Source organism: Serratia sp. 25CWL12 (assembly GCF_055790885.1).
In genome coordinates this window covers 1,121,257-1,134,050 of sequence record NZ_CM147698.1, presented here as the reverse complement: position 1 = coordinate 1,134,050, position 12,794 = coordinate 1,121,257, and the positions used below count along the sequence as shown (strand labels likewise).

8 protein-coding genes and 1 pseudogene are annotated in these 12,794 nt (G+C 55.4%); 1 reads left to right on the top strand and 8 read right to left on the bottom strand.

The window, feature by feature from the left end:
- The first annotated feature begins 294 nt into the window (after nt 1–294).
- Nucleotides 295–1,647: a molecular chaperone gene (gene yegD / locus ACX9GV_RS04890; RefSeq protein WP_473197256.1), complete on the top strand. Its 1,353-nt coding sequence runs from the start codon at nt 295–297 to the stop codon at nt 1,645–1,647.
- Nucleotides 1,648–1,971: 324 nt separating this feature from the next.
- Here yegD and ACX9GV_RS04885 read toward each other — a convergent pair whose 3' ends face one another.
- The 8 genes and pseudogenes from ACX9GV_RS04885 to ACX9GV_RS04850 form a co-directional block, all read right to left on the bottom strand.
- Nucleotides 1,972–3,243, bottom strand: coding sequence for a hypothetical protein (locus ACX9GV_RS04885; RefSeq protein WP_473197255.1), 1,272 nt, complete (start codon nt 3,241–3,243; stop codon nt 1,972–1,974).
- Nucleotides 3,240–4,664 (bottom strand): VasL domain-containing protein, encoded by a 1,425-nt coding sequence (locus tag ACX9GV_RS04880; protein ID WP_473197254.1) that lies wholly within the window; start codon nt 4,662–4,664, stop codon nt 3,240–3,242. The genes ACX9GV_RS04885 and ACX9GV_RS04880 overlap by 4 nt, the downstream gene beginning before the upstream one ends.
- 206 nt (nt 4,665–4,870) lie before the next feature.
- Nucleotides 4,871–5,314 (bottom strand): type VI secretion system baseplate subunit TssE, encoded by a 444-nt coding sequence (tssE, locus tag ACX9GV_RS04875; protein WP_023489266.1) that lies wholly within the window; start codon nt 5,312–5,314, stop codon nt 4,871–4,873.
- 3 nt (nt 5,315–5,317) lie between these two features.
- Complete coding sequence (tssJ, locus tag ACX9GV_RS04870) at nt 5,318–5,869, bottom strand: type VI secretion system lipoprotein TssJ (protein WP_473197979.1); 552 nt, start codon at nt 5,867–5,869, stop codon at nt 5,318–5,320.
- A gap of 7 nt (nt 5,870–5,876) precedes the next feature.
- The gene (gene tssG / locus ACX9GV_RS04865) at nt 5,877–6,971 is read right to left on the bottom strand and encodes a type VI secretion system baseplate subunit TssG (RefSeq protein ID WP_473197253.1); all 1,095 of its coding nucleotides are present in this window, start codon (nt 6,969–6,971) and stop codon (nt 5,877–5,879) included.
- Nucleotides 6,935–8,710 carry a type VI secretion system baseplate subunit TssF gene (tssF, locus tag ACX9GV_RS04860; RefSeq protein ID WP_473197252.1) on the bottom strand — a complete coding sequence of 592 codons (1,776 nt, stop codon included), beginning with the start codon at nt 8,708–8,710 and terminating at the stop codon, nt 6,935–6,937. The genes tssG and tssF overlap by 37 nt, the downstream gene beginning before the upstream one ends.
- Before the next feature lie 23 nt (nt 8,711–8,733).
- Nucleotides 8,734–9,252: a DUF805 domain-containing protein gene (locus ACX9GV_RS04855; RefSeq protein WP_473197251.1), complete on the bottom strand. Its 519-nt coding sequence runs from the start codon at nt 9,250–9,252 to the stop codon at nt 8,734–8,736.
- Between the two features lie 87 nt (nt 9,253–9,339).
- A pseudogene (locus ACX9GV_RS04850) lies at nt 9,340–12,727 on the bottom strand (ImcF-related family protein).
- Nucleotides 12,728–12,794: the final 67 nt, after the last annotated feature.

The following is a 12,794-nucleotide window of genomic DNA, read 5'->3' as shown; positions in this document are numbered from 1 at the left end:
TTATGAAACTTAAACCCAGCGTTGACGTGCGGGAACCGGACATCAACCTGATCAAGATAAACAGGTAGACGCGACCTTGGCTAAATATTTATTCATTGACGGTATTTACTCTAAATAATTCGTGTTGCCTGTAGGCGGCAAGTCCGAGAGTTGCCAGGAGCATAGGCCACTATGTGACTGGTGCGAACGGATGCAGCCAACACCCAAGCAACTTGAAGTATTACGAGTATAGATATTGCCCAGCGTAACACTCTAATGTAAAGTCGCCCCCCTTCATTGGCATGGGGAAAGAAAATGTTTATTGGTTTTGACTATGGCACCGCCAACTGTTCTGTTGCCATCATGCACAATAATCACCCGGAATTATTGTCGCTAGAAAACAACAGCCCTTATTTACCTTCTATGCTGTGTGCGCCAACACGCGAGGCGGTCAGTGAGTGGCTGTATCGTTATGCTCAGGTACCTACCGGCAGTGATGATAATCAGCAACTGTTGCAACGTGCCATCACCTTTAATCGCCACGAAGATATCCTGGTCAGCAGTGACTGCGTGTCGTTTGGTCAGCAGGCACTGGCACACTATTTTGCTGAGCCGGAAGAGACCTACTTTGTCCGCTCACCGAAATCCTTCCTGGGTGCCAATGGGTTGAAACCGCAGCAAATTGCCCTGTTTGAGGATCTGGTGTGCGCCATGATGTGGCACATTAAGTGCCAAGCAGAAAGCGTTTTACAACAGAATATTGAGCAAACGGTGATTGGCCGCCCCATCAACTTCCAGGGAAGTGGCGGTGAAGAGGCTAATCGTCAGGCGGTAGGCATTTTACTACGCGCCGCCGAGCGAGTGGGCTTCAAGCAGATTGAATTCCAATTCGAACCGGTGGCTGCCGGGCTGGATTTTGAAGCCACACTGAGCGAAGAGAAAACCGTGCTGGTGGTCGATATCGGTGGGGGAACAACGGACTGCTCAATGCTATTGATGGGCCCGCAATGGCGAAATCGCGTGGAGCGTCAGCAGAGTCTGCTCGGGCATAGCGGTTGCCGTGTAGGGGGTAATGACCTCGATATCATGCTGGCCTTTAAGCAGTTGATGCCACTGTTTGGCTTGGGTGGCAAAACCGAAAAAGGTATCGCCCTACCCGCATTGCCTTACTGGAACGCCGTGGCAACTAACGATGTTCCGGCACAAATGGATTTTTACAGTACCCCCACCGGTCGCCTGCTACGTGATTTAATCCGTGATGCCGCTGAACCAGAGAAAGTGAAATACCTGTTAAAAATACACCAGCAACATTTAAGCTACCGGCTGGTAAGAAGTGCGGAGGAGAGCAAAATCGCCCTGTCTGAGCAGAAGAGCAACTGTACTCAGTTGGCGTTTGTGCACTCGGGACTGGAGAAAACCATCACTCAGGAGCAACTGGCTAGCGCGATTGAGCAACCTTTGGAACGCATTCTGGAGCAAGTGAGAGCGACACTGGCCACCAGTCAGTGTAACCCACAAGTGATTTACCTGACCGGGGGCAGTGCCCGTTCGCCATTACTGCGTAGCGCACTGCAACAGCAATTACCCGGTATTCCCATCATCAGTGGTAACGATTTTGGTTCGGTCACTGCAGGTTTAGCACGCTGGGCACAAACCCTGTTTAGTTAATGGCTGGTTACGGTTAACTCATATTGACAGCTTTCCTGGTAAGGCGCTGGTCAGGTGGTGATGTACTGAGTGGGATGTTGGAGGAGTTCTGGTACAGGCGCTGAGTCAGTTGTGCATGGCATTGAAGCCACGCCTTGCGTAGAGTTCCGATATTTACCCTCTCAGTAGCGCCAGTCCTTAGTGTGGAACTGGCGAAACGACAGTCTGCACTCTCCAGTCGACAAGGTGCCCCCTGCAGCGGCAGCAACACCTACAGATGCGCTTGCGGCCAGCCTGCAGACGCCGCAGAACACCCATCAGCCAGGTTCGCGGTTTCCAGCAGGCTCATGATTTTTGCTGCATGTTGCTCCTTGCGCGCTCTTTGAACCATTCCCGCAACATAAACTCATGACCACATGCCTCACAGATTATTTTCGGGTCATCCAATGGCGACACCGTGCGCCCCTCCGTCGTTAAATTCAACGAATGGCAATGCAAACATCTTACCCCCTGCTCCCCTGGTGTAAACCCTAGCAACCAGCGGGGCCGTGGGGTGAGCGGCCTACCCTTCAGTTCTTCAAATAACGGCTGAAGCCGTTTTTCATAGATTCGAAATTGATTGACCGAAGAGATCCGGCATATCGGCAGCGCTTTTGTCAGGTACCACTGCCCCCACAGTAACACCAGCACACGATAGAGTCCCAAATAACGGTCTTTGGGCATTTTATAAAAAACTGTTCCTGTAGCAGCGACAAAGGTTGCACCACAGGCGGGGCAGGCATAGCTTTCCGAGTCGCTTGCTGGCTGGATAATACGGTGATTATGGCAATATGGGCATTCCTGTACGCGATTCAGATCCGGGTTCTGCTCATCCAGACGATCCACCAATTCACGCAGTACCAGTTCACGGTGCCAGACTGTTACCAGGTGTTCATACTCGGCATTTGACGTATGATCAAACTCCTTTTCAAACCAGTCAGGCACCTCTGGTTGAGTACCATCACGCAGCATCCCCCTGGGCATATTCGGATGCATCACAAAGTGGTGCTGACAGACTTGGCAGGATAAATCCGGGTTAGCCGCAGGCATCAGGTCTTTATACCTCACCTGGTGAGAGTGGCAAGACGGGCAGGTCATCCCCTGCTGCTCGGGTGTGAACCCATGCAGATAGCGAGGAAAAGGGGTAACAGGTGCCGGTAACGCAGCCAATATCGGCTCAAGACGGCTGGCATACTCTTTCCAGTAGATTTTGTTATGGCACCCTGAAAGCCAGACCACATCTTCAATATAGTCATTAACCCAGTGTGTCATCAGCACGGCATACAAAATATAATATTTCCGACGGTGCAAGCCTGCAAAGGGGGTTTCGGTAGCAGGGGAACTCTGTTTAAGACAGTCCAGACAACGGTATTCCCATTCGCGGGAATTAGGCACATAGTGATCACTGCCACAATGAGGACAGTATTTGTGGGGATGCAATGCGGGGTTATCTTTATCCAGGCGTACCACTGCTGCTCGCAGCACGGGCTCCGCTCCCCATAACTGTTTCAATGCATCGATATCTTGTTTTGCCAGATGTTCAAAGGCATCAAAGAACCAGACGGGGAGTGGTATCATGGCGCTGTTACCTGTTGTTTTATCAGCACATAACGGTTAAGCAATTGCGCCAGTCGCTGCTCTGCCTGAGACTGCGCATTGGCCGATAAGCTGTTATCTGTTGAGACCGCCGCCAGTTGGCGCAGTTGCTCTTCCATCGGCACTGTTTTGCCAAATTCCTGGGTAATGGCAAACACCATGGTTTTCAGTTCACTTCCCGTCAGGTATTTACCCTTGCGTTCATCCAGCGCATTCAGGCTGTCAGTCAATTGCTGGAGTTTCACCATCCCCTGATGCCAGTTGTCCAGTGCCGTCAATGGCAAGGCATTGGCTTCCAGCTGTTGTTGCCAGGCTGTATGCATCTGTTCTGCCTCCGGGTTATCCGGCCACAGGGTCTGAGACTGCGTAATCAGTTGCTGTCCATACTGCTGCGACCAACCCGGGGGCAGTGCCATCAACCAGTTAAGCTGCGCCCCCTGTTGCTGTACCAGACTCTCCGCCTGCCGCTGGGCCAGTGAACCGGGCTCACGCAATGCATTGAGTTGACCCGCCTGACGCGGGAGTTCCGGCAACGGCGTTATTGATGCCACCAGTTGTTGCTCCACCGCCATAGGCGAATACTGGTACTGCCAACCCCAGAGCAGCAGGCCCCCCACCAGTAAGGCACTACTGGCCCCGCCGATAAACGACCACACATAACCCCGTTTATCCGCTGGTGGCGGTGGTGATGGGGGTAGCGATGATTGAGGTAGCGGTGATTGAGGTAAGGGTGTTGATGGGGGTAGTGATGATGTTGGCGGCGGTTCCGGCAGCGATTGGGCAACATACACCAGCGGTTGATGACCGCTCAGTTCAGTCTCCGGCTCTGCCGTGACGGCTTGTGGCGGCAGAGCCACCGTCGGCTCAGATTGCTCTTCATGGGGGGAATTTTCCAACCGGGTAATGGCCTGCTTGACCTGATTCAACAACCCGTCCATGCGGCTGGCCTGTTTCAGTTCATGGCGCGCCAGCGCCTCACAAAAGCTGTTCAGCCCTTTCTCCGCCTGATACAACGCCGGCAATTCATCACGGGTATCCAGGGGAAAGGTGCGCAACACCGCCTGTAAACGAGGGCTAAGCCCGGCGATGATTTCTATCCGCGCATGGCTATGCCCCGGCCACATCACCGCCCATTGATAACTCACCAGCGCATCAAGCAGCGCCAGCCCTTCGTTAAACCCCACCACCCCGGCGATATGGGTACGTGCAAGGGTATACCAGGCAGCGGTCTGCAGCTCGACGCCATTTTGTTCAAACAGCCGCAGGCACAGGGTTTCCGCCTGCTTCCAGTTCACATCCGGCCGAGCCGGATGGGAAAGCTTCATCATCTCATCCCGTAGCGCAGCATAATCCGCCAGGGCGCGCGGGTCACCGCCGTTTTTAAGTTGTTTGCGTGTATTCATGTGACAAGCTCCCTCTGTTCTCAATAACTACACTTACTATCACTTCACACTAAGCATCAGGGTGGTGAAAGTGAAGCGCAACGCCGACACGTCGTGAACCCATCCTTGAGGGCGCGTATCACGCGTCCCAGCGAGGGGTGATCGGCTAAGGTGCATCACTCACACCTGTAATACGATGACAACCATCTGTTCCCAAAGAACATTAATCAATAAAGTGACTGGCTATCCATAAACTGTTGCTGACGCAGGTGGCGCAGCAACACTTTGCCCTGTGGGGTAAATTCGGTGCCATAGCGCACCAGACCCACACCTTTCAGCTCGGCATCAATGGCATAGCGTAACTCACCGGGGGTGCTCTGTTCCAGCATCAGCACATCAATCCTCTTCAGGCGCGGCTCATATTTCAGCAACACGTCAGACAGGGTAGTGATTAACTGGTGAGCCGTACCGGGCATCCCCTGCAGGATTTTGCTCATATCCGGCAGGCCATAGTCCGGCAAGTGCGACAAGGTCCCCGCGCGGCAGTTGAGTATACGCTGCATATTGTCCAGCACCGACATAATCAACTGGTTCTCTTCACTAATTTGGTGTAAATCCAGCCCCCCGGCAAAGTTGCCGTAGAGGGTTTCATATAATGAGGGACGGGGCATGGGTTACTCCTTTAACGGGAGCAGGGTCAGACCCTGATCTTTAAGTTCGATTTGCCGTGCCTTGTCCGGATCCAGCTCATCGCGCTTGAGAACCACACGCCAGTTGTTTTTCTCCTGATTCGGCGACAAAAACATCCCGGCCACCGCCACGTACTGGGTCTCCTTCTCCATCGGCATATCAATGGAGACCGTTTCATCCGGCCTGACTGAAACATCTTTTTCAGCCAGTAAATCCGCCTTGATGGCCTGGCTGTCGCTGGCAAACAACGACGGATAATCGGTGCTATCGAACGTCTTGCGGTCTTTCAATTGATAAATACGCACCACCGTGGAAAGCGGCGCACCACTGGCATTATTGTTGGTGGCCGGCCGCGCCATGATGTCCAGATGCAAGGTATTCACCTGTTTGTAAAAAACGGCTTTGGTCATCGACACCGCCCCGTCAGACACCCGTTGCGTCAGTCCACAACCGGACAACAGCCCGCTCACCATTAATAGCGACAGTAGCGCCGCCGCCGGTTTACGCCGCCAGAACACCGCGTTTTTAAACAACATCGCGCCCTTAATATTGATATTCGCCACTTTCGGCCTCCCTGTAGTTAGTATTCTCAAAAACGGACTGATAACGCCCTAAACTGATGGTAACAATGTCCTCCACCGCCGGGCTCGGGGGGGCCGCCATGCGCCGCATGATCGCCGTTCTCCCCAACTGCGGGCTACCGAGCCGGGGAGAACAGGAAAGCTGCGCATCCGGCAGCAACGGCCGTGGCACGCGCAATTGCAGGCGCGCATGCAACCGTGCCCCCAGGTAAACATGCAGCAAGGCAAACAAGTCCGTATACAGTTCGCCCCCCGGCAGCCACCCCTGAGCTTCCTGCGGATCCGAGGTGGTCAGTGTCAGCAGCACCTGGCTGTTGACCTCAACGGTACTGCGCCCCATCACCGGGTAGCTGGCTAACGTCACCGGCTGGCGGCAAGACATCATGGTCGGATTGTCCAGCGCAATGGACAGGCGATCATGAGGGGTCACGGTCGGCCGGGTATTCGGGGCCAACAGTTTGACTAACGCCGAGATGCCCTCGGCAGTGCGGGTCGGTAAACGCAACACCCCCAACAACGCCAGAAAGCGCGAAATCGGCGTGCCAATATGCGCCGCACTCCCCGGGATCCCCAACCCCACCAGCCCCAGCAGATATTGTGAGGTTTCATCGGTGCCCCCGGGCTCAAAGGTGGCCGGGTAGGAATATTTACGCCAGATGCGGTAAAACTGCGTGGTCAGCCGATGGTTGAATATATCAAGAAAATCACTGACCGCCTCGCTCCCTTCACGCTGTTGCGCAATGTCATCAATGTATGACGTCGGCAACGGCGACTCCACCCCATACAGCCCCTGGAACGTCACCCGGGCGGTAGGCGGCCGGTGCGGATAATCCGGATCGGCGCTGAGACTTTTCAGCTCACTGGCCGGGAACCCCATCCCCGGGTGGGGACGAAAACGCACCGGGTCAGGGTGCGGCGATTGCCCGGTCCCCAAACCCGGTTGCCCTGGCTGACTCTGCTCCAGCAGTTGGCAAAAGCGGTAAAAGTTGATGTAGGGGGCTTTCTTCCCCAGTTTGTCGATCAGCCGGGTATGCGCTGATTGTGATTCTCTTTCCATCGCAGGTGTTTTCCACTGGGCTGAATAACCAGCGTCAGCTGGTTAAATAAATGGATATCGGCATACAGGGCAAAAAAGCGGTTGAGCATTTCACCAAACAGGTTGATATCCCCTTCACCGCTGAATCCGTTGGCATCCAGGGTCACCACAATGTCGATCCCCCGGAGTAAAAAGCCCTTTTCAAAGCGTTGGGTCTGGAAGTGTTTGACGTCCACTATCGCATCGAGTTTGCGGTTGACCATCTCGTCATCCAGCCAGTTATACAACGCCAGGGTGCCGCGCAGCACTTCGGCACTGGCCATCATGTTGAGGAAGCTGGAGCCCAGGTGGCTCAGTACCCGCCAGTGGAAACGGTCTTCCGCCGGTGGATAGGCCGGTAACGTCGGTTTGCACAGGTTCTGGATCTTCAGCGGCACCGGCAGCGCCTGCTCCGCCCGGTCAAGTAAGGTGCTTTGCAGTGCCTTGCGCGGCAACTGGCCGTTGGTGCCGGTCAGTAGCAGTGACACCGTTTCCCGCTCAAACAGCCGGTCATCTTCCCACGCCTGCCCACCGAGGATCAGCCAGGTATCATGCAGCCCCGAGACGCCGCGTTTGACGCGGGTGTGGTAATAGCGCTCCGGCGCGGTGCGGCGCAGCATGCCCCCCCGGTGACGGAAACTGGTGAACGGCACATACACCGCATCATCGGTGCGCAGGGAGCCCACCACCTCATCCACCGAATAGATTTCCGTATGGCCATCCTGCAAACGACGGGGGCGCAGCAGATATTCGCTTTCCAGCCCGTTGATAATCAGCGGGTCGGCTTCCACCTTGAACAGGTTAATCACCGGCACACAGTGCAGGCGAAGGTGGTGGGTGGAGATCGGCAACTGGTGATCCCACAATTCGCTCAGCACGATGTCAATATCGAACCCGGTGATATTCTCGGGGAAGGTGACCTTCTCCAGCCCATTGAGGTACACGAACATGAATTTTTCACGAAAGGTGAAATACTCCAGCAGCAACTGATAGCCGCTGAAGGCGGTATCCCCTTTTGGCCACAGCCGGTCATCTTCGGCAAACCCGCCTGGGGAAAAATGCCCCGCCAGCGGTTGCGGCTCCGCCATCCGACCCTGATGGGAGAAGAAGCTCAACGACATTGAAGCCTGACGCTTGGTCAGGGCCAGATGCAGGGCACAGGTCAGGGGCGCATCGCCATTGAGATAGAAGCGCAGTTGGCTGAGGTCTACAGTGGTCCAGTCCGTCAGATCACTACAGACAAAACGCAAGCGGATAGCCGAGCGCCCATCGGGCTCGGTCAACAGCTCAACCTTGGACAGAGACACCGGTTGCAGCGTCAGGTCCTGGGTGGTGCGGTAACGGCATTGTGTTTTCTTCGGCCCTACTGGCTGGGAGAGGATTTCAAACCCGGCCGGCACCGTTTCGCTCATTTTCATATTGCCCGCAGGCGGGGCCATTTCCACCACCGACAGTGAGGGAATGGTACGCAGATAATGGGGCCATAACAGGCTGACCAGCCCTTCGGTCAATTCGGGCAGGTCGTCGTCCAGCTTCTCGCGCAAGCGCCCCATCGAGAAGGCAAAACCTTCAAACAGGCGTTCCACATACGGGTCCGGCACACCGGCCCGGTCCAGATCCAGCGCTGCTGCCCGGTCAGGGTGTGCCTCGGCAAACTCTTTGGCCGCCTCGCGCAGGTAGCGCATTTCGGCGTCAAAATAACGCAGGGTTAAGTCCTTCATGACAATAAACGACCTCAATAATATTAATTCGTGACATCCGGCGATGAAGGGGATGAAATTATTTTTGTTGGTTGGCTGCAGAGCCAGAGAGGGTAAGCCAAGGATATCAAAAACAGGGGCATAATAATGATACTGACCACTTCAAGTCCTTCATCATATCCCCTTGAATTAATGAAAAAGGAAAAAATACTCATCTGAATAACAGGCAGAATAATCAGATTAAACACCAGCATCCCACCGAACCACCACCCTGACTTGCCGATGTCATGCATACGCCGAATACCCAAGGCAGTCACCGCTAGCAGTAACATCAAGGGAAAAAGAATCAACATGGGAAATACCACATAGGAAATCAAGTCCAGTGCTATCCCCCCACTCCCCGCATAAACAACCGCCAAGATAATGATCAAAAACTGCAGCAAAATCCCAATCAACAGATTGCCAAGGATAAATGACCAGAATTCTTTACGGCTGGCAGTGCCTTGATAGACAAAGCACTTTTTCCAACCCGCCAGATAACAGGCAAAAACCGATTGTTCCATACGACGTCCTTATGACTCAAATCAATTAAAGGGGTATCACCGGGCAACCGGGCATAGTAACTGCCTCACCACGCCCGGTAACTCAGGTTATTTCGCACTAGCCACATCGGCGTCCGCCACCGCCGCATTGCCAGTGACAAAAATACGCTCCGGCATCACAAACCCTTTCAGGGCCAGCAGCGCCAGTGGGCCTTCCCCCAGTTCAGTACGCAGTGAGTAATTCAGCGGCAACCCGTCTTGCGTCTTCCAACTGACGTCAAAGACGGTGGTGCCCCCCATATACCCTTTGACCGTGGCTTTCTCCAGCAGGCGTATCAGCCCCCACTGCCCCGGCAGGTCAGCATACAGCCGCGTTCCTGCCTGGGTGCTGATCCAACTGAGGCTTGCCCCGGGGCGGAGGTGTCGTTGGGCCAGGCAACGCGTTTCCACGCCGGCATCTGATTCAGATAGGTCAAGCGCTGGCTGTCGATAACCAAATCAGTTTGCATTACTTCCTTGGCGGTACCCGGACGCAGCTCAAAATAGAGCCCGGCATCGCCGTTGGTAAACGCCACATCCGCCAGATGACTGAGTTTGTTCACCGCCGCCAGGAACGCCGGGTTAAAGGTCAGCCCCTGGGCATTAACGGTATCCGCCACCCATTTGCTGCCCTCTTTGTGCAACACACCGCCGAGATTGCTTTCCAGAAAACGCTGGATACGCCCGCTGTCAGCCCGCAGGTATTGTGACATCAACGACAGCGACGCATCGGCAGACACTGACTTGAACGGATAACGCCCGCCAAAGGCACTGTTCCAGTCATCCACAATGGCACTTTTCCACTGGGCATTCAGGCTGTCCGCCGTCGGGGTCAGCACCTGTTGCCAGGCCTGCTCCATTGGCTGGACAAACATCGCCTGACCAAAGCTGCTCCACTCCTGCCCCAGACTGGCGGCAACCAGGCTACCGTAATCGCGGGTATCGGTCAGGTCCACCGCTTTGCCCTGAAACACCGTTTGCGCCAGGGATTGTGTCATGGCTTGCGGGTCGGTGGCGTTGGTCACCTGTTGCAGTTTGAGGCGCACACGGGTCACGCGGGTCAGGAAGGTTTGCAGGCTCAGGTTGGTATTGCCCTGCCCGCCTGCCTTGCCATCCATCAAGGCCAGTAACGGCCCAAAGCTGCTGTCCAGCGGCCCTTTCGGCCCCGCCTCCTGGTCAATACTGGGCTGACCATTGTTGTTGAACAGATTCTGGGCTGATTTGACCAGGGAGTCAGAAAGCGCCCCCCCGTCTGCCCAGCCTTGCCCTGCCACGCCAGCGTATTCATCAGAGCAATCAGTGGCGACTGACGCACATCGCTCATCAGCGTCAACTGGTCGATAGCATCCGACAGGCTTTCCGCCCGGTGCCACTGGATACTGTTAAGGAAATCCAGCCAACTGCTGGCAAAATCAGTGAAATAACGTTCCGTCAGGCGCGTTCTCAATGCCTCCGGGGAGATATCGCTGCCCAGCGGTTGGGTGCTGTCGGTCAACACCCAGTCAATCTCTTCACGCCGCTCCTTCACCACCCGGTCGATGGCTTTCGATACGTTCTCTTCCCAGGCTTTACGGGTAAACATCCCCGGCACCACCTCTTCGGTGGAGAACAACAGACTGGCATCAGTATCGCCAATCATCTGGTTCAGGGTCATGTCGGCATAGTTTTTGGCCACTTGCTGCAACAGGTTCTGATACAGCGTGGCTTCGGCATTGCGCACCCCAAACTGACGCAACAAAATCTGGCGTACGTCACGCACCAGGTTGCTGTCCGGCTCAATCTTCCATTCCGGGTGTGCCGCCAGGTTCTCGGCATAGAACCCCAGCAAGGCCGGTGACAGCGCATGCCACTGCCCGGCATCCACCCCCGGGCGCTGCGCCCAGGTAGTCTGCAAGGTCTGGCTCAAAAAGGCCGAATCGTTTTTCTCCGGGCGCGCCATCATCAGGTAGGCTTTCAACTGGTTGTACGCCAGCTTGCCCTGGGCAATACGCTGTGGCGTTTCCGGCGGCATCGCCACCAGTGTCGCCAGTTGCTGTTGCAGATAACGGGCGGCTTCATCGCGTATCAACTGGTTATTGCTTTGCTGATAGAAGGGCCATAGCGCCTGCAACAGTGCCGCATCCTGGTTCAACCCGGCACGGCTATACCACGGGCTGCCGGTGGCCACTCGGTATTGCAAACTGGCGAGGGTCTGTTGCAGTGCATACTGGGCCTGCAAACGTTCCGTCAGCGGGCGTTGGTTGTCCAGCGCCTGCCGGCTTTGCTGCGCACTGCCGTTAATCAGTGTGCGGTTGGCATAGAACGAGCCCAGCATACCGGCCCCCCACAGTACCATCGCGCCCGCTGCCACCATGGCCAGTACCTGATGCCAAGCTCCCCCCATTTTTTTGGTGGCCAGCCCTTTCGGTAAGGCGGGTAATGAATCGAGTAACACATCCCAGCGGTTATCTTTGCCCCAATAATGTGGCACTCGGGTTGTTGTATAGGCCGAAGGCAGGCTGAAAAACACCCCCGCCAACGGCAGCGGCTGATAACGGCTGAGCAGCACCGACAGCGAATTTTTTAACCGGTCGATACCCCCATGGCGCAAGCCATGGGCCAACGACAGCAGAAAATCATGGCGTGAGTCGACTTGTACTTGCTGGGTACCCTGTTCGGCCAGCGTGGGCAGCAGTTGGGTCAGGCGCTGCGCCAACTCTTCCTCTTGACAGCCAGTCGGTAACAGACAACCCACTGACTGACTGATACGCCCTTGTTGATCCCAGGAGCTCTCTTGCAGTGACCAAACATACAGCGGCAACCGCCAACCAAGTGTTTGGAAACGCGCAGTAAACGCTCGTGCTACGTTATCCATCATATCGGCAGACAGCGTTGTCCTGGCCGTCTCTTGCCCCAAGGTGGTGTCGCAGGCGAATGCCGCAGTGACCCAAACCATGCCATCGAGCGGACAGTGACGCAATGGACGCAAGGCCCCTAACCAGGCTGCATCAACGGGGGCCGCGAGATCACCGCCCCATAGCAGCACCGTCGCATTGTTTTCTTGCCAGGACTGGGTAGTCAGGCCCGGGGTTAGTTGTTCCACCTCCGCCGCACTGCCGGTAATCAGTAAAATACGCACCTTGCTCGCCCAAAAGCGGCCATAGGTGTTACGGAGGGCTTGGCGTAGTTCGGTGATGGTCGAATGGCGCGCCTGTTTCAGGCTATTTTCACGACCTGCCGGCGTATTCTGTTCCTCTTGGTGATACCCCTTGTGTTGTAACCGCCGAAACAATGCTGGCCCAACGCGCAGTGCCACCCCCAGCAAACTAATGAGCAGGATAGCTATCGCCTTTTGTCGCGGCGTATCGAGCCCTATCATTTCGCCATGATGCCAGATAGCCCAGCCAATCAGTCCTAGCGCCGCCAGCAGCAAGAGCGTTAGCCCACCGACACGCCAGACTCGACTCAATGTGTTCATTCCTACTTCCTGATGTGATGGTATAGACAAAACTTTCCGCTCCTGTCGTCGATGATGCCAACCCTGA

Excerpts from the sequence above, each read along its gene's own strand:
- yegD (WP_473197256.1), top strand. The coding sequence starts at position 295 with ATGTTTATTGGTTTTGACTATGGCACCGCCAACTGTTCTGTTGCCATC.
- ACX9GV_RS04885 (WP_473197255.1), bottom strand. The coding sequence starts at position 3,243 with ATGATACCACTCCCCGTCTGGTTCTTTGATGCCTTTGAACATCTGGCA.
- ACX9GV_RS04880 (WP_473197254.1), bottom strand. The coding sequence starts at position 4,664 with ATGAATACACGCAAACAACTTAAAAACGGCGGTGACCCGCGCGCCCTG.
- tssE (WP_023489266.1), bottom strand. The coding sequence starts at position 5,314 with ATGCCCCGTCCCTCATTATATGAAACCCTCTACGGCAACTTTGCCGGG.
- tssJ (WP_473197979.1), bottom strand. The coding sequence starts at position 5,869 with ATGTTGTTTAAAAACGCGGTGTTCTGGCGGCGTAAACCGGCGGCGGCG.
- tssG (WP_473197253.1), bottom strand. The coding sequence starts at position 6,971 with ATGGAAAGAGAATCACAATCAGCGCATACCCGGCTGATCGACAAACTG.
- tssF (WP_473197252.1), bottom strand. The coding sequence starts at position 8,710 with ATGAAGGACTTAACCCTGCGTTATTTTGACGCCGAAATGCGCTACCTG.
- ACX9GV_RS04855 (WP_473197251.1), bottom strand. The coding sequence starts at position 9,252 with ATGGAACAATCGGTTTTTGCCTGTTATCTGGCGGGTTGGAAAAAGTGC.